The following is a 22,932-nucleotide window of genomic DNA, read 5'->3' on the forward strand; positions in this document are numbered from 1 at the left end:
CCCGCGAAGGGCGGGGTATGCCACGGGTCATGACCGCTCTCACGTTGAACAAGCCGGGCCAGAAGGTCCGGCTGTCGGATTACCCGGAGCAGCCCCCCAAGGGGCTGACCGAGAAGAAGGTCCAGGCGGAGTTCGGAGCGCTCTGCGAGGAGCTCTTCGACCTGCAGGACCTGCTCTGGGGCGCACGGCGGAACTCCGTGTTGGTCGTCCTCCAAGGCCGGGATACGGCGGGCAAGGACGGGGCGATCAACCACGTGGTGGGCTGCCTCAACCCTCGGGGCGTCCACGTGACGTCCTTCGGCGCGCCCACCCAGGAAGAGCTCGATCACGACTTCCTCTGGCGCGTTCATCGCCATGCGCCCCGAAAGGGCGAATTCGCCATCTTCAACCGCTCGCACTACGAGGACGTGCTCGTCGCGCGCGTGAACAAGCTGGTGCCCAAGCCGGTCTGGAAGGAGCGCTTCGGCCACATCCGCGACTTCGAGGAGCTGCTGGCCGAGCACGGCACGATCGTCCTCAAGTTCTTCCTCCACATCAGCCTCGAGGAGCAGGAGAAGCGGCTGCTCAAGCGCGAGCAGGACCCGCGGAAGGCCTGGAAGATCAACGCCGGGGACTGGAAGGACCGCGACCACTGGGACGGCTACACGGAGGCGTACGAGGACGCCCTGTCCCGCACGTCGACGAAGACGGCGCCGTGGACCCTCGTGCCGGCGGACGCCAAGTGGTACCGCAACCTCGTGTTGGCGCGCGCCATCGCCGAGGCCCTGCGCCCCTACCGCAAGGCCTGGCAGGCCCAGCTCGACGCGGTGGGCGAGGCCAAGAAGGAAGAGCTCGCCCAGTACCGCCAGAAGAAGTGAGCGCCGGGCGCGCTACACGCGGTAGTACTGGCCCGCCTCCACCCGGACCTTCCCCTCGTCCGTGAGCTTCTCCAGGGAGGCCAGCGCGCTGCGCTCGGCCACCGGGAACAGGAAGGGGGGCGTGTCCGCGTAGGCGCGCTCCACCACTTGGGACAGGGAGACGCCGGAGGCGGGCACGGCCTCCAGGATGCGGGCCTCGCGCGCCGCGCGGTGGCCGATGTACTCCTGAAGCTTGCCCGGCCCATCGGGGATGGGGACGCCGTGCGCGGGGTACAGCGTGGTGACCGGCCAGTCCCGGAGCCGCGCGAGCTGCGCCAGGTAGTCGCGCATGTTTCCCTCGGGCGGATCAATGACGATGGTGCCCACGCCGGCCACCATGTCCCCCACCACCGCGGCATGGCTCCGCTCATCCACCAGGGTGAGGTGCCCCCGGGCATGCCCCGGCGTGTGCAACACGCGCCAGCGCTGGGGCGGCGTGCCCGCCAGCTCCAGCACCTCGCCTTCCTCCAGCAGCCGGTCCGCGGCGAAGTCCAGGTGGTCCGCCGTGCGCGCGTGGCACCACAGGGGAATGCCCAGCGCCTCCTTCACCGCCCGGGCCCCGCCAATGTGGTCCCCATGGTGGTGGGTGAGGAAGACGGCCACGGGCCGCAGCCCCTCCTCCTTCATCGAGGCCATCAGCTCCAGCAGCTTGCCGTACTCGCGGGAATCCCCCGCCCCCGGATCCACGATGAGCAGCTCGCCATTGCCCAGCACGTACGTGTTGGTGTGCGTGGCGGGCGGCAACGTGGGCGTCTCCAGGGCCACCACCCGGACGCCCTGCTGGAACTCGATGCGCCGGGTGATGAACTCCGAGCAGTGCGGGGGCGAGGCCAGGCGCTCGGCCATCGCCTCCATCGGTCCCGGCTGGTTCAGGACCTTCAGCGCGTAGAGGTTGGGGGTGTGCAGCAGGGCCGTGCCCTGCTCCCAGCGGGCCAGGGCCTCGGCGGGCGCCACCCAGGCCGCCTCGGTGAACTCCCCCGGCCACATCTCCGCCTGGGCGTGGGGCGGCATCTCCACCGCGAAGAACCGGGCATCGAAGCGCACGGGCATGAACGCGGGGGTGATCCACCGGCCCGCCGGGACGAAGTCCTCCGCCCGGAGCCCCAGCCCCTCCCGCGCCAGCAGCTCCCCCCAGGGGCGCTGGCCCGACAGCAATTCCTGGCGCCACTGCTTCAGCCGCTCCGCGGGCACCGCCTCCGCGCCTTCGGCCACCAGCACCCCGGTCTCCTCGAACAGTTCCCGGGCGGCGGCCACGCGCGCGGCGGCCTCTTCTCCCGAGGCGCCCCGCACCGGCACCGCCGCATCCGCCGCGTCCACCTTCCCGCCCGGGAACGCGTAGAAGCCGCCCGCGAAGCTCAGCGCCTTCTCGCGCTTGACCCAGAACACCTCCAGCCGCGCGCCCACCCGCCGGTACAGCGTCACCACGGCCGCCGGGCGCGGACGGGCCGCCGGCGGCGGGGGGGGCATGCCTCGAATCGCCTCGCTCATGACTCATCCCCCTGTCCCAGGAGCCGTCCCATCAAGGTGCGCGCCGGCTCCACCTGATCAGGCCGCACGTAGATGCGCGTGAGCCGCACCGAGCCGCTGTAGCGCTGGTAGAGCGGCGTGTAGCGCGCCACCTCGGTGAGCCGCCCCGTGGACACATCCACGATGAAGAGACTGGGGCCGCGCTCGCCTTCCGCGAAGTACTTGGAGAGCACGCCCCGGGACTCGACGATGTAGTGCTCGAACTGGCCCGCCACCAGCGCGCTGCGCAGCACGTCCATGTCATAGCCCGCGTCGCGCTCGGTGAACTGCGCCAGCAGCTTGAAGCCCCGCCGCATGGAGATGCGCTCGGCCCACCGGTTCTTCGAGCGGCGCAGCGTGTACCAGAGCGCCGCGTCGTCGCTGAGCAGGAACTCCTCCGGATCCGCCGGAATCTCGAACTCCCCCGGCGCCTCCTCGTAGTAGCGCTGCAGCATGTGGTCGAAGTTCACCGAGGTGTGGTGGTAATAGACCGACACGAACATGTGGTAGCGGCTGAGCAGGAAGTCCTCGAAGGCGAACGCTGCGGCCCGGCTCAGCGCCAGGTAGGCCCGCCCGTCCTTCACCGCCGGGTTCAGGTTGGAGATGATCCAATCGAAGTCGTACCGGCCGTAGTTGACCCCCGTATAGAAGGAGTCGCGCAGCAGGTAGTCCATCCGGTCCGCGTCCAGCTCCCCGGAGACGATGGCGCGCAACAGCGGCGTCCAGTCCACCCCCCGGTGGGTGAAGCCCGGATCCTTGGGGGACCGGGCACCGGTGATGAGCCCCACCACCGCATCCGCCCGGATGCCCAGCGGCCCGAAGTGCTTCTCGATGAGGGGCGTGAGCGAGCTGTCGAGCAGAATCTTGGCGGTGAAATCCTCGTGGGTGGCCTGGGGCCCCTCGGCGGTGGCGTCCAGCCAAGCCGGCAGCCGCAGCGTGGCCCGGGGCGGCGCGATGCGCTCGGAGGCGTGGGACAGGGGCATGTGGCCCAGGTCATGACACAGCACGGCCAGCCGGACGGCGGTGTGGAAGCGGGAGCGCACGTCCTCGGGCAGCTCCGAGCGCTCCGCCACGGCGCCGAACAGCCGGGACGCCACGTGCATGGCCCCGAGCGAATGGGCGTGCCGGGTGTGGGTGGCGCCGGGGAATGCCAGGTCCCCGAAGCCCAGTTGGCGTACGTGGCGCAGCCGCTGGTAGTGGCGGCTGTCGATGATGGCCTTTTCCGGGCCGCTCACGGAGATGGTGCCGTGAATGGGGTCGCGAATCCGCATGGTTCCCTTTCCATACTCCTGGATACCCTAAGCAGGCAGTCAATCGGCACGGCCATGGACTGGGATCGTCCGGGGGGACGTGCTAACCCTTCTGTCCCAATACGAATGCACATCGTCATCCTGCATAACCGCGACCACGACCTTCTCGAGGAAGACCCAGGAAGGGAGGCCCGTGAGGATGTGATGCGCGTGGCCGCCTTTCTGTGCGAGGCGCTGACCCGGGGCACCACACACGCCGAGCCGCTCGCCGTCGAGGGAAACCGGCTGGATTTCGTGGACACCCTGCGCCAGCTGCAGCCGGACCTGGTCATCAACCTGTGCGAGTCCCTGGCGGCCGACAGCCGGGGGGAAATCATCGTCCCGGGCCTGCTGGACATGCTCGGGCTGCCCTACACCGGCTCGTCTGCCCTCTCGCTGGGCCTGGCGCTGCACAAGCCCAAGGCCAAGGAGCTGCTGCGCGCCCGGGGAATCTCCACCCCGGCCTTCGCGGTGGTGCAGCGGCTGGAGGACGTGAAGGCGGTGGACCTGCCCTACCCGCTCATCGTCAAGCCCGCGCACGAGGACGCCAGCATGGGCGTGGACTTCGACTCGGTGGTGCACACGCCGGCGGAGCTGGCCCGGGCGGCCGGCGCCGTGTTGAGCACCTTCCACCAGCCCGCGCTCGTGGAGCAGTTCATCCAGGGCCGGGAAATCTATGTGCCGCTGCTGGGCAACGCGCCGCGCCGGGCGCTTCCTCTGACGGAGATCCACTTCGGCCAGGCTTTCGAGAACCGGCCCAACATCGTCTCCTACAAAGCCAAGTGGGAAACAGAATCGCCCGAGTGCCGCGACAGCACCTCCGCGCTGTGCCGGCTGGAGGACACCGCGCTCGAAGAGCGGCTGATTCAGACCGCCGTGGGGGCCTTCTCGGCGCTGGACTGCCAGGACTACGGGCGCGTAGACCTGCGCGTCTCTGCCGATGGCGTGCCGTACGTCATCGACATCAACCCCAACTGCGATCTCCACCCCGGTGCGGGATTCGCCAAGGCCGCCGCGGCGGCTGGCATCGACTATCCCGCCCTGGCCAACCGCTTGGTGGAGATCGCTCTGGAAAGGACCCATGGAAATCCGTCCCATCGAAGCAAAGGACCGGGAACCACTCGCCGGGCTGATCCGCCGAATCGAAACGTTCTCGCCGGAAGAGGTCCAGTGCGCCATCGAGCTGGTGGACCTCGCGCTCACGCCGAATAACCCCGACTACACCATCCTCGTGGCGGACCGGGACGGCGCCGGGGGCATCGTGGGCTACGTGTGCTACGGCCCCACGCCGATGACCGAGGGGACGTACGACTTGTATTGGATTGCCTCGGACCCCACGGTGCGGGGCCAGGGCGTGGGCGCCTCGTTGATCTCCGGCATGGAAGGGGACATGCGGCGGCGCGGGGCCCGCATCATCCGTGTGGAGACGAGCGCCACGGAGGCCTATGGCCCCACGCGCGGCTTCTACGCCTCCATGAAGTACAAGGAAGAGTCCCGGTTCCGGGACTTCTACAAGGCCGGGGACGACCTGATCGTCCTGGCCAAGCGGCTCTAATCCGCGAACAAAACCGCCGCACATCCGTTAAGAGGGAGTGATGACCCGCTCCCGTTCCCACGCCCTCTGGCTGCTCACCGCCGCGCTGCTGAGCGCGGCCCCGGTGCTGGCCCAGGCACCCGCTTCCGCCGCCCGCGCGGCGGCCCCTCAAACCGTCTCGGATGTGCTCCAGGTGCCCCGCCCCAAGGGGGGCGAGTGGCTGGGGCTGTACCTGATGGACAAGAAGGTCGGGTACTTCTTCACGGACGTGGCGTTGGTACCCGGGCGCAAGGATCAGGTGCGGGCCGTCTCCGAGCTGGTCTTCAAGGCCACCGTGGGCACGAAGCTCTCCGAGCGCGTGCACCGCGAGGAGCGCGTGTACGAGGCGAAGCCCGGGGGACGGATGCTCTCGTTCGTGGTGGACCAGCGCGGGGATGGCGGCACGCAGCGGCTGGAGGCCACCAACACGCCGGGCGGCATGAAGGTGGTGCGCAAGCGGCCCGGCCAGCCCGACGAGGTGCTGACGGTGGCGGCCAGCGCCGAGAAGACCGAGGACGCGGATCAGGCGCGCGTGGCCATCTTCCGCAAGGCGGCGGTGGAGGGCATCGTCACGGATGGGACGGACCTGCAGGGCTACAAGGTCACCACCACGACGGAGCCCGCCGAGGAGCGGATGGTGCGCGGGGTGAAGGTGCGGCTGAGCCGGGCGCAGACGATCTCCGAGAAGGAGAAGGTGCCGGTGACGGCCTACTTCACCGAGGACGGGGAGATGGTGGAGGTGGACTTCGGCCAGACGATGAAGGCGCGGGCCGAGACCGAGGCGGTGGCCAAGCGGCTGGACGTGGTGGAGGTGTTTGGCCTCACGCGCATCGTGCTGCCGAAGAAGCTGCCTGTGGAAGCGCGGGCGGTGCCGGGCCGGGCGGTGCTGGTGATGACGGGGCTGCCGGAGAAGTTCCAGCAGGACAGCTACCGGCAGAAGTACGTGAAGCTGCCGGAGGGGCGCGTGGAGGTGACGCTGCTGTCGGACTTCCCGAAGCCCGCGAACCTCAAGCCGCTGCCGGTGGCGGATCCGGACGGCGGGGAGAACCTCAAGGCGACGATCATCGTCGAGAGTGACAACGCGGAGATCCGCAAGCTGGCCAAGACGCTGGTGGGCACGGAGAAGGACGCGTACGCGGCGTCGAAGAAGATCGTCACCTGGGTGGCCACGAACCTGGCGAAGGACTACGGGGCGAGCGCGGACCGGGCCACGGACGTGCTGCGGCAGAAGAAGGGCGACTGCACGGAGCACTCGCTCTTGGCGGTGGCGCTGCTGCGCGCGGCGGGGATTCCGGCGCGGCGGGTGGACGGGGTGGTCTACATGGTGAACGATGACGGGGTGCCCGCGTTCTACTGGCACGAGTGGATCGAAGCCTACGTGGGCGAGTGGACGCAGATGGACCCGACGTTCAACCAGCCCGTGGCGGACGCGACGCACTTCGGCGTGGGCCGCGAGGGCAACGCGGAGATCACGCCGCTCATCGGCCAGCTCAAGGTGGTGGAAGTGAAGGACAAGCCTTCCACCCCCGTGAAGCCGTAGCCTGCTGAACTACAGGGGGCACTGCAGGACAGGATTGGGGCTGCGCACGCTGGAGTTGTGGATTTCACAGGGCCGCACGGCCCGCAGACGGAGGTGGCCCACCGCACCGCCACCGCCACCGCCACCGCCACCGTTCCCGGTGAAGCCATCCTTGGTCCCCTCGCTGCCTGGGTTGGGAAGCGGGCCTTGTTGGGCGGCTCCGTCGCCGCCATCTCCCCCTGCGGTGGCATAGTTCCCTCCACCGGTAGCTCGCGATCCTGAAGTCGTGTAGCCATCATCCCCCTTATCGCCATCGTTGGTGGGGCCGCCTCCCTCGCCTCCCGCGCCACCATTGGCAGTCAGTTGAGCGGTCCCCGAGAGGACCAGCCGGAAGGCCTCCAGAGACACCTGGCCACCGCTGCCCCCTCCGCCGCCTCCCCCTGCGGCACTGCTGCTGCTGTCTCCCCCTTCTCCCGCTCCGCCGCTGGCCGTGACCTTCTTCTCCACCGTGAGGATTCCTGAAACAGAGATCTGGATCGCTCCACCTCCCGCCCCGCCGAGACCGCCCAGCGCACCGCCCCCTTTTCCGCCGGGGCATCCGCCAGCCAGCGGAACAAAACCACTGGGGTTCGCCCCTCCAGCGTTGCCACCGGTGGCACCACTGGAGAATCCTTTTCCTCCCGCAGCCCCTGCGGTGGCGCCCCCACCTCCCCCACCTCCCCCGCCCTCGCCCGAAACAGTCCCTTCCGAGCCTTGCCGCGAGTCACAAGCCTGATTGCTGCCTGGGCCCGAGGATGCTCCCAAAATACTGTTCGCCAGAATGTGGTGATTCAGCGTGGCGTCTCCGTACACCGCCAGGATGACGGGGCGCGTTCCCACGAGAGTCAGGTCTCCTCCCAGGTTCAAGCTTCGCACCGCGAGCACCACGGCATCCGGAGCACCATTGGTCTGAGAAATGACGGTGATAGGAGGGGAAGCCGTCACGCGGCCCGCAGGATGCCAAGGACTCGTAGCTCCTGGCGTTGAATCGAAGGTGACGGCACCCGAGGTCGTCAGGGCGCCGATATTGGCGTCAGGAATCGCGTCCGGATCGAAATTGCTCGGAACATAGGGGAAGGCACTGCACGCGCCATCAGAGACGCGGCACACGCCGCTCTGCCCATTGCCCTTCTGACAGACCGTATTCACCTTGGCCGGATCCACCGCCTCGGTGCAATTGCCGAGCGCCGTACAACCACTGGTGATTCGGAAGCAGGTGCTGGAGGGAGTGCAGGGCGTCGCCAGCCCGCCACACATGCCGTTGCCATTGCACGCGTCGTTCACCGTACAGGCGTCTCCATCACTGCATTCCGTGGCCACCGGCTTGGAGGGGTACCGGCACTCACCGCTGACGGCGTCGCACGTTCCCGAGGCTTCGAAGCATGCTGTCGGCGGCGCGTTGCAGGACTTGCTCTGACCCGAGCATTGGCCTTGCGGCCCGCAGGTGTCATTCACGGTGCAGGGGTCTTGGTCATTACAGACCGTCTCCGGGGGGGCCAGGACGTTGTCGCACTGTCCCGTGGTGGGGTTGCACACCGCGCCCGTGAAACAAACGCCGGTGGGCTGCTGGCACTGAACCGCATGGCCTTGGCAGAGCGCGCCGTTGCACTGGTCTCCCGTCGTGCAGGCGTTGCCATCGTCACACGCCTTGTCCAGGCACTTCGCGTCCTGACAGCCTTTGAGGCCGTCACAGTCGAAGTCCACGTTGACGCTGCACTGCTCGGGTGCCCCCGGGTAGACATCCGCGCGCTTGTCATCGCAATCCGCCTGGGCCAGCTCCGGCAGCGAGAGGAAGGTGTCCCCATCCTGGTCCTGCGCCTTGAGCACAGCCTCGAAGACGGCGAACGCCCCCATCGGCACCGGAATCGGGGCGTCCGAGGCGCGCGTCTCCACGAGGTCTCCCGCGCACTCCTGCCCCGAGGCAGCTCGGTACGAGGACACCTCCAGCGACAGCTCCCGGTCCCACTCCGGCTTGCGAAACACCGCGACGCGGACCTCTCGAGCCTCCAGGTTCTGGAACTTCTCCCGGGGGATGTCCGTCCTCGCTTCGTGGCCCTGCGCATCCCGGGCGGCGACACGGAGGCAGGCGGGCACGTAAGTTCCGTACTTCACGGAGACCCGGATGGCCCCCTCCCCGGGAGCCTTCTCCTTGCACGCCACAAGACTCAGGAGCAGCCCCAACACACAGGCTCGATACATAAGCACAGTCTAACCCACCTCGCCCCCCGCCCGGCCTATTGTTGCCTTCCGGAGTTCCCGCCATGTCCCTGCGCCCCCTGCTGCTGCTCACCCTCATGACCACCCTGACCCACTGTGCACCGCCCGAAGCCACCGAGCCGGATGCTGAACCGGGCGAGCAGCCACAGGCCCTCTCCGCCGGAGGGGGCCTGCGGTTCATGACCTACAACATCAAGCACGGGGAGCTCAGCAGCCTGGAGACCGTCGCGAACGTCATCAAGGCGCAGGCGCCCGACCTGGTGGCGCTCCAGGAGGTGGACGTCCTCACCGTGCGGTCCAACAAGGTGGATCAGGCCGCCCGGCTGGGCCAGCTCACCGGCATGTCCTATGCCTTCATTCCCTCGCTGACCAACTACGACTCGGGCCAGTACGGGCTGGCGCTCCTGTCGCGCTACCCCATCCGCTCCGCCCAGCGCGTTCCGCTGCGCTCCGCCGCCGAGCAGCGGGTCCTCGCCCTCTTCGAGGTGGAGCTGGCGCCCTCACGCCTCATCCCCGTGGCCGTCACCCACTTCGGCACCACCGGCGCCGCGGAGCGCGTCCAGCAGGCCGAGGACATCAAGGCCGCCCTCGCTGGGAAGCCCTGGGCGTTGCTCGGCGGAGACCTCAACGCCAGTCCCTCCGAGTCCAGCATCACAAGCCTGCTCCAGCAGTTCACCGACGCATGGGCGCGTGGCGGCTCGGGCAGCGGCTACACCATTCCGGCCAGCTTCCCCACGAAGCGCATCGACTATGTCCTGCTCGGCTCCGCGTGGACCTCCCCGCTGACCGCCAGCGTGGTGAACGCCGCGTCCCAGTCCGATCACCGTCCGGTCACCGCCACCGTCATCCTGCCGTGGAGCCAGACCCTCTTCGGAGACCGCGTCCCGGGCACCGCCGTCCAGGGCGACGACACACGCGCCGTGGAAGTGGGCGTCCGGTTCCGCAGCAACGCCAGTGGCACCATCGAGGCCCTCCGGTTCTACCGAGGCACGGGCAATGCCAACGGCTATGTCGCCCACCTGTGGAGCAACACGGGCACGCTCCTGGCCCAGGTTCCGGTGAAGGATGGGCGAATCCCGGGCTGGCAGGAGGCGCCGCTCCCCACGCCCATCCCCATCACCGCAGGAACCGTCTACGTGGTCTCGTACTTCACGTCGAACGGGCAGTTCGCCCGGGACGTCTCGGGACTGACGAACGCGGTGGTCAGCGGCAACCTCACGGCGCCCGGCAGCGCCAGCGTGGGGGGCAACGGCGTCTTCCTCTACACGGCGAGCGGTGGCTTCCCGTCCAGTTCCTATAAAGATGCCAACTATTGGGTCGATGTCCGCTTCAAGCCCGCCTCCCCATGAACACACCCTCCGGACAGCTCCTTCGCATCGGTGACACGGACCTCTGGTACGAGGACAGGGGGCCGCCCGAGGCCCCTCCCATCGTGCTGTTGATGGGCAATGGCTGCGGCGCCTCGTTCTGGCCGGAGCCCTGGCTGGAACTGCTCGTCCGCGGAGGCCGCCGCGTCATCCGCTTCGACTACCGCGACACGGGACGCTCGTCCCACATCGCCAGTTTCGGCCAAACGCCCTACAGCCTGGATGACCTCGAGCGGGACGTGCTGGGGCTGCGGGCCCACCTGGGCCTCGGCAAGGTGCACTGGGTGGGCCTCTCCATGGGCGGCTTTCTGGCGCTGCGGCTGGCCATCCGGCACCCCGGGACCGTCGCTTCGCTGACCAGCATGATGTCCACGCCGGACTACGCCACGCTGCTCCACACCTTCATGGGGAGCGAGGCGCCCACCTCCGGCCTCCCACCGCCCCGGCAGGACTGGCTCGAAGCGCTCTCGAAGATCCCCCCGGGGCTGCCGCCGCTGGAGCTGGCGGTGGAGAGCTGGCGGCTCGCCAATGGGAGCCGGGCGCCGTTCGACGCGGAGTACTGGCGCGGCCTCCAGCGGCTCGCGGAGACGCGGGGCGATGACGCCCTCGCCGGAGACCACCACCGGCGTGCCTGTGCGCGCATCCCGGACAAGAACCAACTGGAAGCACTGCGGCACGTCACAGCCCCGTGCCTGTTCATCCAGGGCTCGGAGGATCCGATCTTCGTGCCCGCGCACGCCGAGGCCGCGGCCCGGGCAGCCCCGGCGGGGAAGCTGCGCGTCATCGACGGGATGGGGCATGCCCTCAACCCCGCCTTCTTCGAGCCCCTGGCCCAGGCACTCCTGGCACACACGGGGGCGGCGCCCCGGGGGCCGTGATACCGTTGCCCCGTGACTTCCGGCACATGGCCTCCGGCGCCCTCCCCTGTTAGTGAAAGGCGTTCCGTCACACCGTCCTCCCTGCGTCTCTTCCTGGCCGGAATCCTGATGTGGGCCGCCGCTGGCTACTCTCCCCTCGGAGAATTGCTCTTCGAACCCGCGAGCCGGACGGAGCCCGCGCTCCAGCTCTGGCTGCTCTGCTTCCTCACCTTCGGCGTGGCGTTCTGGCTCAACGCGCGGCGCAAGGGCCCCGGCGCCATCTGGCTGCTGGGCTTGCAGACCGCGGCGGCGATGGGCGTGCTGGCCACCGGCCATGACGGCTCCGAGGGCGTGCTCCTGTGCATCGTCGCCGCGCAGGCCCCCTCCCTCCTCCCCTCGCGGCGGGCCACCCAGTGGGTGGTGGGCATGGCCGTGCTGACCGCCGCCGTCTACTTCCTCATCCTTCCCCTGGAGAGCGCGGTGCCGATGGCCGCCATCTTCACGGGCTTCATGGGCTTCACCACCATGGTGGCGCGCCTCCAGCAGCGCGAGGCTGAGGGGCGCCGCGAGCTGGCCCGGCTGCACACGGAGCTCAAGGCCGCCCAGGTGCTGCTCGCCGACCGCGAGCGCGAGCAGGAGCGGCTGCGCATCTCCCGCGAGCTGCATGACTCGCTGGGGCACCACCTCACCGCGCTCTCGCTCAACCTGGAGGCCGCCTCGCACACCGTCACCGGCCCGGGCGAGGAGCATGTCCGGCGGGCCCACAAGGTGGCCCGGACCCTCCTGGGCGAGGTCCGCGAGGTGGTGTCCGCCATGCGCGATGGGCCTTCGCAGCTCGGGCCGTCGCTGCAAGCGCTCGCCCAGGGCGTGCCCGGGCTCGACGTCCACCTCCAGGTTCCCGACAAGCTCTCCATCCCGGATCCCGTGGCGGCCCAGTCCGTGTTCCGCTGTGTCCAGGAAGTCATCACCAACACGCTGCGCCACGCCTCCGCGAAGAACCTGTGGATCGACGTCATCACCACGGACGAGGGCGGCATCCAGGTCCACGCCCGGGACGATGGAAAGGGCGCCGCCACGCTCAAACCCGGGACGGGGCTCACGGGCATGCAGGAGCGCTTCGCCCAGCTGGGCGGCAGGGTGGAATTGCGCCCCGCGGGAGGCCAGGGCATGGAGCTGGTGGCCTGGCTGCCCGCCCGAGGAGGTGAAGGATGATCACCATCGTCTTGGTCGATGACCACGCCCTCATCCGCGAGGGCATCCGCAGCCTGCTGGAGTTCACCCCGGACCTGCGCGTCGTGGGCGAGGCCTCCGACGGCGAGGAGGCCGTGAAGCGCGTGCAGGAGCTGTCCCCGGACATCGTCCTGATGGACGTGCGGATGCCGCGCATGAACGGGCTGGAGGCCCTGCGCGAGATGCGCCGCCTGAACCCGGAGCGCCGCGTGGTGCTGCTCACCACCTTCGACGAGGACTCGGCCGTGGTGGAGGCGCTGCGCGCGGGCGTCAAAGGCTTCCTCCTCAAGGACGTGACGCGCGACCAGCTCGCCGACGCCATCCGCCGGGTCGCCAACGGCGAGACGCTGCTGCCGCCCGGGGTCGCCGAGCGCGTGCAGCGGGGCTTCTCGGAGCTGCCCCAGGAGTTTCCCCACGCCCCCCTTCCGGAGGGGCTCACCCGCCGGGAGCTGGAAGTCATGCGCCTCATCGCCCGCGGCCTGAGCAACCGGGAGATCGCCACCGTGCTGGGAACCGCCGAGGGGACGGTGAAGAACCAGACGTCCAACATCCTCGCCAAGCTGGGCGTCCGGGACCGCACCCGGGCGGTCCTCCGGGCCATGGAGCTGGGCTGCCTCTGATCCGGTAAGCTGCCGCCCCCCGCGTGAGTGAGTCCCCCGTCCCAGCCGTCACCTACTTCGATCCCCAGCCGGCCCCGGAGGAGCTGCCGGGGAGGCTGGCGAACCCGTTTGCCCTGGGGCCTCCGCATCCCCTGGCACGCCGCGCCGCCGAGGCGCTCCAGGCGCGCCTTCGGGGGGGAGACCTCGCCCCCGGGCTGCGGCTCGAAGACCTCGATGCGCCGGGGCGGGGCAAGATGTTCGGAGTGCTGGCCGTCGAGGCGCCGGATGGCCGCATCGGCTACCTCTGCGGGTTCTCGGGCATGCTCGATGGCCGCTGGCACATCGAGGGCTTCGCGCCGCCGCTCTTCGACGTGGCCGTGCGCGATGCCTTCTGGCCCGCGGGAGAGGCCGAGCTGCGCGCCCTGGACAGCGTCCATGCGGAGCTGGTCCACGGGGCCGAGCCCGTGGCGCTGCGAGCCCGCCTCGCGGAGTTGACCGCCCGCCACGAGGCCGCCGCCGCCCAGCTTCAGGAGCGCCATGAGGCCAACCGCCGCCGCCGGCACGGCGCGCGCCAGCGCCTGACCGAAGGCGTGGGAGAGGAAGAACGGCAGGCCGCGCTGCATGCCCTCGGACAGGAAAGCCGGGCCGATGCCGCCGAGCGCCGGCGGCTGGAGGCGGTGCACCAGGAGGAGCGCGAGGTGCTGGCCTCGGCACTCCGGGCGCTCGACGCGCGCCGAGTGGAGCTCGAACAGCACCGCGCCGAGCGCTCCCGGCAGCTCTGGCAGCAGATGGCCTACACCTATGTCATTCCGAATGCCCGGGGTGAAACCCAGCCCCTGGGCGCGCTGTTCGCGCCCGAGCCGCCCCCGGGAGGCGCGGGAGACTGCGCCGCGCCCAAGCTCCTCGCGCAGGCGTACCGCCACCACCTGAAGCCCCTGGCCCTCGCCGAGTTCTGGTGGGGCGCGCCTCCCCTCACCGGAGAGCGGCACGCGGGCCTGTACTACCCCGCCTGCCGCAGCAAGTGCGGCGAGGTGTTGCCGTACATGCTGCAGGGGCTCCTCACCGAGCCCGCCCCTCCTCCCGAGGAGGCTCCGGGCAAGGACGAGGCGCTGCGGATCATCTACGAGGATCCCTGGCTGCTCGTCGTCGACAAGCCCTATGGCCTCCTGTCCGTCCCCGGCCGGCACTCGCCGCAACGGGACTCGGTGCTCGTCCGCCTCCGGCAACGGACCCCCGAAGGCCCCGAGCCGTTCATCGTCCATCCCCTCGAAAGCGACTGCTCCGGGCTGCTGCTCGCCGCCAAGGACGCGGACACCCACGTGGCCCTCCAGCGGCAGTTCGCGCGCAAAGAGGCCAGCAAGTGGTACGCCGCCTGCCTCGAAGGCCCCGTCTCCGCGGACCACGGTTCCGTGGAATTGCCGCTCCGCGCCAACCCGGAGGACCGCCCCCGCCACATCGTCGATCCGGTCCGTGGCAAGCGCGCCCTCACGGAGTGGCGTGCCGTGCGCAGGGAGGGCCCCCGGACCTGGGTGGCGCTCCTGCCGCTCACGGGCCTGCCACACCAACTGCGCGTCCATGCCGCGCACCCGCTCGGGCTCGGGGCTCCGATCGCCGGGGACCGGCTCTACGGGGGCAGCCCCGGCCCGCGCCTGCTGCTCCACGCCGAGGTGTTGACGGTCATCCATCCGCATACGGGCGAGCGCCTCCACCTGGAGTGCCCCGCGCCCTTCTGAGCCACAGCCCCCGGCCCCCCGGGCTGGATTTCCTTCCCCCTGGGCAGTAGCTTGCCGGGCCCTTTCCCTTTCCCCACAGAAGGCAATCCATGAGCGTGAAGGACACTCAGAGTCTGGAGACCATCTGCGTGCATGCGGGCGTCGAGCCCGACCCCAAGCACGGGGCCATCATGACGCCCATCTACCAGACGTCCACGTACGTTCAGCCCGCCCCGGGCCAGCCCCTCACGTATGACTATTCGCGCGGCGGCAACCCCACCCGCGCGGCCCTGGAGACGTCGCTCGCGGCGCTGGAGCGCGCCAAGCACGCCCTCTCCTACGCCTCGGGGCTCGCCGCCGAGCAGGCCATCATGCAGGTGCTGGAGCCGGGCGCCCGCGTCATCGTCTCCGAGGACGTGTATGGCGGCACCGGGCGGCTGTTCCGCAAGCTGTTCGCGCGCTACGGCTTCCAGTTCGACTTCCTGGACCTGCGCGACCTGAACGCCGTGGCCGCCGCCGTGGACAACAAGACCCAGCTCATCTGGGTGGAGACGCCCACCAACCCGCTGCTGCGCATCGTCGACATCGCGGGCATCTGCGCCATCGCCAAGAAGGCCGGGGCCAAGGTCGTCGTCGACAACACGTTCACCTCGCCCATCTTCCAGCAGCCGCTCTCGCTGGGCGCGGACCTCGTCATCCACAGCACCACCAAGTACATCGGGGGCCACAGCGACCTCATCGGTGGCGCGCTGATGACCAACGACGACGAGCTGGCGGAGAAGCTGCGCTTCGTGCAGTTCGCCGGCGGCGCGGTCAACTCGCCCTTCGAGTGCTTCATGCTGCTGCGCAGCATCAAGACGCTCGCGCTGCGCATGGAGCGCCACAACACCAACGCGCTGGCGTTCGCCCGGTCCCTGGAGGACAGCGGGGACTTCCAGAGCGTCATCTACCCGGGCCTCGAGTCCCACCCCCAGCACGCGCTGGCGCGCAAGCAGATGAGCGGCTTTGCCGGCGTGGTGTCCGTCTACCTCAAGCGGGACATGGCTGGGGTGACGCGGTTCCTCCAGAACCTGCGCCTCATCGCGCTGGCCGAGAGCCTGGGCGGCGTGGAGTCCCTGGCCAACCACCCCGAGCAGATGACGCACGCGAGCGTGCCGCCCGAGCTGCGCCAGAAGCTGGGCATCAACGCGCAGCTCGTGCGCTTCTCCATCGGCATCGAGAACGTGAATGACCTGATTGCCGACGTGCGTCAGGCCCTGCAACGCTGACCTGTCTTTCAGGTAAAATAGAGGTTACGCATAAAATCCGCTTAACCTCTATTTCTTGATATTGTTTAGTGGCCCTCCCGAAAGGCAGGGCCCCCCGATGTTCCCCATCCGTTCGTTGTTCCGCGGCGCCATGGCGCGCGCCGTCGTTCCCGCTTCCCTGATGATGCTCGCGGCCTGTGGGCCGGAGTCGCTGGATGAACTCACCGGCGAGCTGGAGGGCGCGCTCGCCAACGGCGTGGGCTCCACGGCGGCCCGGGCGGCCCTGGCGAAGCGCTGGGCCCCCGTGCACTACCAGGACGTGGACGTGACGGGCTCGCACTCGCTCTCCGGCCGGTCCGACTACATCTCGCGCGTCGACTTCGACGGGGACTGGGTGGGCACGAACAACTGGGACAACACCGGCTCCCGGGCGCTCAACGCGCACGTCTACCACTCGGTCGTCGAGACCAGCTCGCACTGGTACATCGTCTACACATTCTTCCACCCGCGCGACTGGGCCGACTCCATCTTCGACACGGAGCATGAGAACGACGGCGAGGGCGTGATGCTCGTGGTGGCGCGGGATGGCAGCGAGTTCGGCAGGCTCGATGGCGCCGTCACCGTGGCCCACAAGGACTTCTTCTCCTACGTGCCGGATGGCAGCCCCCTGGCCTCGGGCGCGGAGTCGACGGACGGCAAGCTCTCCTTCGCCAACTTCGAGGGCGTCAACCACCCCATCACGGCCCAGGAGGCCAAGGGGCACGGGCTCAAGGCCTGGCCGGGCTACGACATCGTCGGAGACGGCGTGAAGTACTTCCCGTCGCTCACCACCGCCGAGGAGCCCTCGTCGGCCAGCGACTCGGACGTGCGCTACAAGCTCATCGACATCTATGGCCCCGAGGGGCTCTGGGCGCGCCGGCAGCTCGGCTCGCTGTTCGCCTCGGACGGCACGTTCGCGGGCGACACGAGCGGCGACTGCGGCTACATCAAGAGCCTGTGCTCCACCAACTCGGCGAACTCGCCCTGGGGCTGGGATGACCAGAACGACGGGCCCGTTCAGCGCGGCGAGATCGCCACCGATCCGGCCAAGCTCTCGGCCCACTACTTCAGCCCGTCCGCGGGCTTCGCCACCGCGTACACGTTCAACCCGTTCAAGGGCGTGGGCGGAGATCCGAACGCACCCTGAGCGCGCGCGGAGCACTCACGGAAACACGATGCGCAGGCGCGCCCCGCCCTCCGCCCGGTTCTCGGCGGAGAGGGTCGCGCCAAACTGCTCCAGCAGCTCGCGTGAGATGACCAGGCCCAGCCCCGTCCCCTTCTCGGGGCCCTTCGTGGTGAAGAACGTCTCGAACAGGCGGGGCACCACCTCCGGCGGAAAGCCGGGGCCGTTGTCCTCCACCGTCAGCACCACGTGAGCGTCCCGCACCTCTCCGCGCACGAGAATCGTTCCTCCCTCGCGGCCGGACTCCTCGATCGCATCCCCCGCGTTGACGAGCAGGTTGAGCAGCACCTGGACCAGGCGGCGGGAGACGGCGAAGACCGCGGGCAGCTCCTTGGGCACCTCCACCCTCACGTGGGCCACGTGCTTGAGCCGCACCCCCGCCAGCCGCACGGCGTTGTCCACCACGTCCGCGAGCAGGCAGGGGCTCGGGTCCTCCACGTCCATGCGGGAGAAGCCCCTCAGGTCCGCGACGATCTGCTGGATGCGGTCCAGGCCCGTGCGCGTCTCCGTGAGCACCTCCTCGAACTCTCCGCGAACTTCGGAAGGCAGGGGCAAGGCGAGCAGCTCCTTCTGGAGGAAGTGCAGGTTGGAGCGCACGAACGCCAGCGGGTTGTTGATTTCATGCATCACGTTGGCGGCCAGCCGGCCCACGGTGGCGAGCTTCTCGGACTGGGTCTGGTGGCGGACCGCCCGGGCGAACTTCTCCGCGGCCTCGCGGCGGGTGCGCTCCACCCGCACCTCGTTGCGTGCCTCGAGTTCCCTGCGGAACCGTGAGGAGCCGTATTCACCGAGGAACGTGGACAGGGCGATCAGGGACAGCCAGGCAGCGCCCTGGGAAAAGGACGTCCCTGTCTCCCGCACCTGCCACAAGGTGCCCACGAAGCAGATGACCCCACAGACCGTCGTCATGCTCGGCTCTTCCGGAAACATGAACGCCACCAGCAGGGGGAGCGTGAACACCAGGTAGACATAGGGGCTCTCCAGCGCGCCCGTGAGAAACACGAGCAGCAGGTAGGAGATCGAGCCCCACACGGCATTGCCCAGAACGAGCCAGCGCCGTCCCCTCTCGGAAGCCCGCGGCATCCCGAACGCGAAGACGGCCAGCTCGAGGCCCCACACCACCCGCAGCGCGAACGTCCCGGGGATGAAGCGGGACAGGGTGAGCAAATCCAGGACGGTCAACAGCGGCATGAGGGCCGCGAAGACCAGGATTTTCCACTCCGGACCCGGACCGGGGCCCGAGGCCGTTGGGGTGGAAGGCATGACGCTCGGCTCACCACTCCAGCAAAAGCTGGGCATCCGTGCCAGGGGCGACCTGAAACGTCTTCTGCTGCCTGCGCCCATCGGGAAGCACCGCATCCACCGTGTACGCGCCCGGTGACACCTTGTGACGGCGCAGGGGCGCGGCCCCCAGCGAGATGCCACCGATGGAGAGCGCCGCGCCTGCCTGCCGTGACTCGATGGTCACGTACCCAGGTGCCTCCGGAGGGACCGGGGGAGCGGGGGGACGGGAGGGAAACCGGCGCACGGCGAAGGACGAGGAGCCGACACCAGCCGGGGCGGGCATCCGGGCGGGCTCCTGGGGCCCGGCCTCCCCGGGCGGAAGCGCCTCCTCCGTGGGCGGAGGGCTTTCGAGCACCGCCAGGGCCTGGGTGTACTGCCGCGCGACATGGCGGCCCCAGGGGTTCGCCAGGACGCCCACGCTTCCGGCCACCAGGAGCACCCCGGCGGCCATCACCGCGCCTCGCCACCCACCGGCGCTGGCGCGGGGTGCTGGCGGCACGGGCTCCGGTGGCGCCACCGGGAGCACTTCCGTCAGGCGCGAGGGCACCGTCGCCGTGCCCGGCGGAAACACCGCCGTCCACTCCACCGGTGCCGTGGGAACGCACGCCTTCCGGTGCACGCTCCATTGGGCAAGCCGCGCCGGGGGCCACCGCTCCTCCGCCGGCAGCGCCGTCCGCAGCGCCTCGGCGAACGCCTCCGCGCACGCGGGCCGCTCCTCCTTGTCGCGCCGCAGGGCCCACATGAGCGCGGCGTTGAGCGCCACGGGCACGTCCGCGCGGAACTGGCGCACCGGGGGGATGGGGCTCCACAGCAGCGCACTGAGCACCGTGGCCTCATTGGACTGGTGGAACACCCGGCGTCCGGTGAGCAGCTCGTGCAACACGAGCCCCAGCGAGAACAAGTCGCTCCGGGTGTCGAGCGCCTCGCCACGCGCTTGCTCCGGGGACAGATAGGGCAGGCTGCCCCGCACCAGCCCCGAGCGCGTCTGCGTCAGCTCCAGGCCCGCGGCCTGGGCAATCCCGAAGTCGATGAGCTTCACCTTCCCCTCCGCCGTCAGGAAGAGGTTGGAGGGCTTGAGGTCCCGGTGGATGAGCCCCAGGCGGACACCCGCGGGCGAGGGCGCGTTCTGCGCATACGCGAGCGCCTCCAGCACCTGGAGGCCCATCTCCACCACCATCCCGCAGGGGAGCGGCCCTTCGGACACCAGGTCCAGATGGGACAGGGGCATCCCCTCCAGCCGCTCCATCACCAGGTAGAGGTCTTCCCCTTCCCGTCCCAGGTCCAGCGTCCGGACGATGTGCGGATGATCCAGCAGCGCGCCGATCCGCGCCTCGCCGATGAAGCGCCCCCAGGCCTGGGAGAGCCGCTCATCGCCATGCAACACCTTGAGCGCCACCCGTGCGCCAGGCTGATGGAGGGGCTCCGCTTCCCAGACCTCGCCCATGCCGCCCCGTCCCAGGCGGTTCAGCAGACGATAAGGACCGAGGATGCGCTCTCTCATCACCCTTCACACCCGCCAGGGAGCAAGCGCTTGCGTGAGAGGAGAGCAGACGGCCGTCAGCGGGGCCGAGCTGGCGATGACCGGGGAGATCATACAGGCCGCTATATCATTCCAAGCGGGGATGGTCCTGCCGCCCTCGCCTCCCTGCATGCCCCTCTCATCCCTCACACTCTCGGTCTTCCGGCACGCACATCAGGAATGGATCCACGTGCCCACGCTGCGCGTCGTGGTCCGTCCGCCGAGGGGTGAACCGGTCGCTGCCCTGCTCGGACTGGAGCCGATGGTGGTGGGCAGCCGGGGCGCGGATCTGCTGGTGCATGACCGCACCATCTCGGGCCGGCACTGTCTGCTGCGGCTCACCGAGGAAGGCGTGCTGGTCAGGGACCTGGGCAGCAAGAACGGGCTGGTGGTGGGAGGCGTCCGGCTGAAGGAGGCCCTGCTGCCTCCTGGTGCCCAGGTGCGGATGGGGCAGTGCGTCCTGAGCCTGGAGCTGGCGGGCACGCCCCAGCAGAAGCCGTTGTGGCCCGAGCCCCACTTCGGCGCGGCCGTGGGCGCCAGCGTGCGCATGCGGGCCCTCTTCGCCCAGCTCCACCGCGCCGCCGCGGGCGAGGAAACGGTGCTCCTGCTGGGGGAGTCCGGCACGGGCAAGGAGCTGCTCGCCCGCGCCATCCACGATGTGAGCCCCCGCCACGACGGCCCCTGGGTGGTGTTCGATTGCAGCGCCGTGGCCCCCAACCTCATCGAGGCGGAGCTGTTCGGCGCGGTGAAGGGCGCCTTCACGGGCGCCGTGGAGTCGCGGGAGGGGCTCGCCGGGCAGGCCCACGGCGGGACCCTCTTCCTGGACGAGGTGGGCGAGCTGCCCCTGGAGCTGCAACCCAAGCTGCTGCGGATGCTGGAGTCCCGCGAGGTGCGCCCCCTTGGTGGCACCCAGCCCCGCAAGGTGGATGTGCGCGTAGTCGCCGCCACGCACCGCCCCCTGCGCGAGCAGGTCCACGCGCGCACCTTCCGGCAGGACCTCTATTACCGGCTGGCCGTCCTGGAAGCCCATGTCCCCCCGCTTCGCGAGCGGCCCGAGGACATTCCCCTCCTGGTGGAGCGCCTCCTCGCCGCCCAGACGCCGCCGCGCACCTTGGCGGACCTGCCGCCCCATGCCCTGGAGATGCTCCAGGCCCACCAGTGGCCGGGCAACGTCCGGGAGCTGCGCAACGCGGTGACACGGCTGACGCTCTTCCCCTCGCTGGCCTCGCTGCTCCCGGGGGCCGAGGCTTCCGCGGCGGCCCCCGCTCCGGAGGCCCCCTCGCTGACCCTGCGCGAAGCGCGTGAGGCGGTGATCCAATCCTTCGAGCGCGGCTTCATCCGGCGGCACCTGGAGGAGAACGGGGGCAACGTCTCCGCGGCGGCGCGGCGCATGGGCATCTCCCGCCAACTGCTCCACCGGATGATGGTAGAGCATGGGGTACGGGCCCCCGGCGGCGGGGCGGACTAGCGCTCCCGGGACGGGGCATGGAGCGCGCGTGTCTGTCCCAGGTGTCAACCGGGGGTTTCCACCCCCCCGTCCCCAAGTTCTCAAAATGTCAGGAATCGCACAGGGCGAGGCCCGTGGGCACGGGAGGTGCAGTTGGGTTCTGGACACCCCCTGAACCCCTGGAGTTTTCCCCCCATGCACAAGAAGTCTCTCTTCCTCGCCACCGCGCTGCTCGCCTCCCCGTTCGCGGGGTGTGGCCCCGGCGCTCTGTCCGAGGAGGAAACCCTTCCGCCCGTGGAGACGCAGGCGGAGGCCCTCACCCTGCAGAACTGCTCGATTCTGGCCGCCACCACGGTGACGGCCATCGGCGATGACGGCGATGGCAACGGGCCCAGCAACACCCAGGACGACAACCTGGCGACGCGCTGGAGCCACCTCGGCCCCGGAAGCTGGCTCCAGTTTGATCTCGGCGCGGCGAAGAACATCGCCGGTGCGGCGGTGGCGTGGCACCAGGGCAACCTGCGCACCAGCCCCTTCTCGCTGTCCGTCTCCACGGACGGGACGAACTTCACCTCCGTCTACAGCGGCACCAGCAGCGGCACCACCACCGCCGCCGAGACGTACCGGTTCACCTCACGCAGCGCGCGCTACCTGCGCATCAAGGTGGATGGCAACAGCGTGAGCCAGTGGTCCTCCATCACCGAGGCCCGGGTCTGCGCGGGCGAGGCGGCCGCGGCGGTCCCCGGCGTGGTGTGGCGCGGCGACTTCGAGACGGGGAGCATCGCCCAGTGGAGCCACACCCAGGCGGTGAGCGCGGACCGGCTGCAGGTCGTCAACTCGCCTGCCCGCCAGGGCTCCTACGCCATCAAGGCCACCGTGAAGCAGGGCGATGACCCCATCAACTCGAGCGGCAACCGCAACGAGCTGGTCTACATGTCCCGCGAGCCGGTGAACTCCGAGTTCTACTACCGCTGGAGCACCCGGTTCGCCTCGGACTTCCCCAGCGTGAAGACCTGGCAGCTCTTCACCCAGTGGCACCACGAGGGCAGCAGCGGCTCGCCGCCCGTGGAGTTCTACGTCTACGGCGAGGAGATCCGCCTGTCGATTGGCGGCAACAGCCCGGTCATCGTCTGGAAGACGCCCTTGGTGCGCAACACGTGGCACGACTTCATCTTCCACGTGAAGTGGTCCGCCGATGCCACCGTGGGCTTCGTGGAGCTGTACCACAACGGCCAGCTCGTGCTGCCCAAGAAGAAGATCGCGACGATGTTCTCCGGCATGCTCAACTACCTGAAGGTGGGGCTCTACCGGAGCGATACCGTGCAGCCCGTGGGCGTCGTGTATCACGACGGCTGGGTGCAGGCCCGGACCCTGGAAGCCGTCCTGGCCGAGCCGTAACCTGTTAACGT

Annotated in this window: 18 protein-coding genes; 13 read left to right on the forward strand and 5 right to left on the reverse strand. The window is 69.6% G+C overall.

Annotation, left to right across the window (positions count from 1 at the left end):
- The first annotated feature begins 29 nt into the window (after positions 1-29).
- Positions 30-857 (forward strand): PPK2 family polyphosphate kinase, encoded by an 828-nt coding sequence (locus tag KY661_RS16645; RefSeq protein ID WP_225411120.1) that lies wholly within the window; start codon positions 30-32, stop codon positions 855-857.
- Between the two features lie 12 nt (positions 858-869).
- Here the strand turns inward: KY661_RS16645 and KY661_RS16650 are convergent, their stop codons facing one another.
- Positions 870-2,384 (reverse strand): MBL fold metallo-hydrolase, encoded by a 1,515-nt coding sequence (locus KY661_RS16650; protein WP_225411121.1) that lies wholly within the window; start codon positions 2,382-2,384, stop codon positions 870-872.
- Positions 2,381-3,673, reverse strand: a complete 1,293-nt coding sequence (locus tag KY661_RS16655) for an HD domain-containing protein (protein ID WP_225411122.1) — start codon at positions 3,671-3,673, stop codon at positions 2,381-2,383. The genes KY661_RS16650 and KY661_RS16655 overlap by 4 nt, the downstream gene beginning before the upstream one ends.
- A gap of 105 nt (positions 3,674-3,778) precedes the next feature.
- Here KY661_RS16655 and KY661_RS16660 point away from each other — a divergent pair, with 105 nt between their 5' ends.
- Genes KY661_RS16660 through KY661_RS16670 form a run of 3 tightly spaced genes read left to right on the forward strand, consistent with a single transcriptional unit; the run spans position 3,779 to position 6,804 of the window.
- Positions 3,779-4,903 (forward strand): D-alanine--D-alanine ligase family protein, encoded by a 1,125-nt coding sequence (locus tag KY661_RS16660; RefSeq protein ID WP_317987268.1) that lies wholly within the window; start codon positions 3,779-3,781, stop codon positions 4,901-4,903.
- Positions 4,878-5,246 carry a GNAT family N-acetyltransferase gene (locus KY661_RS16665; protein WP_225411124.1) on the forward strand — a complete coding sequence of 123 codons (369 nt, stop codon included), beginning with the start codon at positions 4,878-4,880 and terminating at the stop codon, positions 5,244-5,246. The genes KY661_RS16660 and KY661_RS16665 overlap by 26 nt, the downstream gene beginning before the upstream one ends.
- A 40-nt stretch (positions 5,247-5,286) precedes the next feature.
- Positions 5,287-6,804, forward strand: coding sequence for a transglutaminase-like domain-containing protein (locus tag KY661_RS16670; RefSeq protein ID WP_225411125.1), 1,518 nt, complete (start codon positions 5,287-5,289; stop codon positions 6,802-6,804).
- Between the two features lie 9 nt (positions 6,805-6,813).
- Here the strand turns inward: KY661_RS16670 and KY661_RS16675 are convergent, their stop codons facing one another.
- Positions 6,814-8,934: a putative metal-binding motif-containing protein gene (locus tag KY661_RS16675; protein WP_225411126.1), complete on the reverse strand. Its 2,121-nt coding sequence runs from the start codon at positions 8,932-8,934 to the stop codon at positions 6,814-6,816.
- A 149-nt stretch (positions 8,935-9,083) separates the two neighbouring features.
- Between KY661_RS16675 and KY661_RS16680 the strand changes: the two genes are divergently transcribed.
- The 7 genes from KY661_RS16680 to KY661_RS16710 all read left to right on the forward strand — a co-directional run bounded on the left by KY661_RS16680 (position 9,084) and on the right by KY661_RS16710 (position 17,237).
- The gene (locus tag KY661_RS16680; protein WP_225411127.1) at positions 9,084-10,388 is read left to right on the forward strand and encodes a DUF4082 domain-containing protein; all 1,305 of its coding nucleotides are present in this window, start codon (positions 9,084-9,086) and stop codon (positions 10,386-10,388) included.
- Positions 10,385-11,284, forward strand: a complete 900-nt coding sequence (locus KY661_RS16685; RefSeq protein WP_225411128.1) for an alpha/beta fold hydrolase — start codon at positions 10,385-10,387, stop codon at positions 11,282-11,284. Before KY661_RS16680 ends, KY661_RS16685 begins: the two co-directional genes overlap by 4 nt.
- 108 nt (positions 11,285-11,392) lie before the next feature.
- Complete coding sequence (locus tag KY661_RS16690) at positions 11,393-12,475, forward strand: sensor histidine kinase (RefSeq protein WP_225411129.1); 1,083 nt, start codon at positions 11,393-11,395, stop codon at positions 12,473-12,475.
- Positions 12,472-13,113, forward strand: a complete 642-nt coding sequence (locus KY661_RS16695; protein ID WP_075007543.1) for a response regulator — start codon at positions 12,472-12,474, stop codon at positions 13,111-13,113. The genes KY661_RS16690 and KY661_RS16695 overlap by 4 nt, the downstream gene beginning before the upstream one ends.
- A gap of 23 nt (positions 13,114-13,136) precedes the next feature.
- The gene (locus tag KY661_RS16700) at positions 13,137-14,825 is read left to right on the forward strand and encodes a pseudouridine synthase (protein ID WP_317987269.1); all 1,689 of its coding nucleotides are present in this window, start codon (positions 13,137-13,139) and stop codon (positions 14,823-14,825) included.
- 89 nt (positions 14,826-14,914) lie between these two features.
- On the forward strand, positions 14,915-16,072 hold the full coding sequence (locus KY661_RS16705) for a trans-sulfuration enzyme family protein (RefSeq protein WP_225411130.1): 1,158 nt from the start codon (positions 14,915-14,917) through the stop codon (positions 16,070-16,072).
- A gap of 97 nt (positions 16,073-16,169) precedes the next feature.
- A complete protein-coding gene (locus KY661_RS16710) occupies positions 16,170-17,237 on the forward strand; it encodes a hypothetical protein (protein ID WP_225411131.1) in 1,068 nt (355 codons plus the stop codon).
- Positions 17,238-17,252: 15 nt separating this feature from the next.
- Here KY661_RS16710 and KY661_RS16715 read toward each other — a convergent pair whose 3' ends face one another.
- On the reverse strand, positions 17,253-18,536 hold the full coding sequence (locus tag KY661_RS16715; protein ID WP_225411132.1) for a sensor histidine kinase: 1,284 nt from the start codon (positions 18,534-18,536) through the stop codon (positions 17,253-17,255).
- Positions 18,537-18,546: 10 nt separating this feature from the next.
- Complete coding sequence (locus KY661_RS16720) at positions 18,547-20,058, reverse strand: serine/threonine-protein kinase (RefSeq protein WP_225411133.1); 1,512 nt, start codon at positions 20,056-20,058, stop codon at positions 18,547-18,549.
- Between the two features lie 208 nt (positions 20,059-20,266).
- Here KY661_RS16720 and KY661_RS16725 point away from each other — a divergent pair, with 208 nt between their 5' ends.
- Both KY661_RS16725 and KY661_RS16730 read left to right on the forward strand, forming a co-directional pair.
- Complete coding sequence (locus tag KY661_RS16725) at positions 20,267-21,544, forward strand: sigma 54-interacting transcriptional regulator (protein WP_225411134.1); 1,278 nt, start codon at positions 20,267-20,269, stop codon at positions 21,542-21,544.
- 174 nt (positions 21,545-21,718) lie between these two features.
- On the forward strand, positions 21,719-22,921 hold the full coding sequence (locus KY661_RS16730) for a heparin lyase I family protein (RefSeq protein WP_225411135.1): 1,203 nt from the start codon (positions 21,719-21,721) through the stop codon (positions 22,919-22,921).
- Positions 22,922-22,932 lie beyond the last annotated feature (11 nt).

This window comes from Allostigmatella hybrida (assembly GCF_020103775.1).
GTDB classification, from domain to species: domain Bacteria; phylum Myxococcota; class Myxococcia; order Myxococcales; family Myxococcaceae; genus Hyalangium; species Hyalangium aurantiaca.

Excerpts from the sequence above, each read along its gene's own strand:
- KY661_RS16645 (WP_225411120.1), top strand. The coding sequence starts at position 30 with ATGACCGCTCTCACGTTGAACAAGCCGGGCCAGAAGGTCCGGCTGTCG.
- KY661_RS16650 (WP_225411121.1), bottom strand. The coding sequence starts at position 2,384 with ATGAGCGAGGCGATTCGAGGCATGCCCCCCCCGCCGCCGGCGGCCCGT.
- KY661_RS16655 (WP_225411122.1), bottom strand. The coding sequence starts at position 3,673 with ATGCGGATTCGCGACCCCATTCACGGCACCATCTCCGTGAGCGGCCCG.
- KY661_RS16660 (WP_317987268.1), top strand. The coding sequence starts at position 3,779 with ATGCACATCGTCATCCTGCATAACCGCGACCACGACCTTCTCGAGGAA.
- KY661_RS16670 (WP_225411125.1), top strand. The coding sequence starts at position 5,287 with ATGACCCGCTCCCGTTCCCACGCCCTCTGGCTGCTCACCGCCGCGCTG.
- KY661_RS16680 (WP_225411127.1), top strand. The coding sequence starts at position 9,084 with ATGTCCCTGCGCCCCCTGCTGCTGCTCACCCTCATGACCACCCTGACC.
- KY661_RS16685 (WP_225411128.1), top strand. The coding sequence starts at position 10,385 with ATGAACACACCCTCCGGACAGCTCCTTCGCATCGGTGACACGGACCTC.
- KY661_RS16690 (WP_225411129.1), top strand. The coding sequence starts at position 11,393 with ATGTGGGCCGCCGCTGGCTACTCTCCCCTCGGAGAATTGCTCTTCGAA.
- KY661_RS16695 (WP_075007543.1), top strand. The coding sequence starts at position 12,472 with ATGATCACCATCGTCTTGGTCGATGACCACGCCCTCATCCGCGAGGGC.
- KY661_RS16705 (WP_225411130.1), top strand. The coding sequence starts at position 14,915 with ATGAGCGTGAAGGACACTCAGAGTCTGGAGACCATCTGCGTGCATGCG.
- KY661_RS16710 (WP_225411131.1), top strand. The coding sequence starts at position 16,170 with ATGTTCCCCATCCGTTCGTTGTTCCGCGGCGCCATGGCGCGCGCCGTC.
- KY661_RS16715 (WP_225411132.1), bottom strand. The coding sequence starts at position 18,536 with ATGCCTTCCACCCCAACGGCCTCGGGCCCCGGTCCGGGTCCGGAGTGG.
- KY661_RS16720 (WP_225411133.1), bottom strand. The coding sequence starts at position 20,058 with ATGAGAGAGCGCATCCTCGGTCCTTATCGTCTGCTGAACCGCCTGGGA.
- KY661_RS16730 (WP_225411135.1), top strand. The coding sequence starts at position 21,719 with ATGCACAAGAAGTCTCTCTTCCTCGCCACCGCGCTGCTCGCCTCCCCG.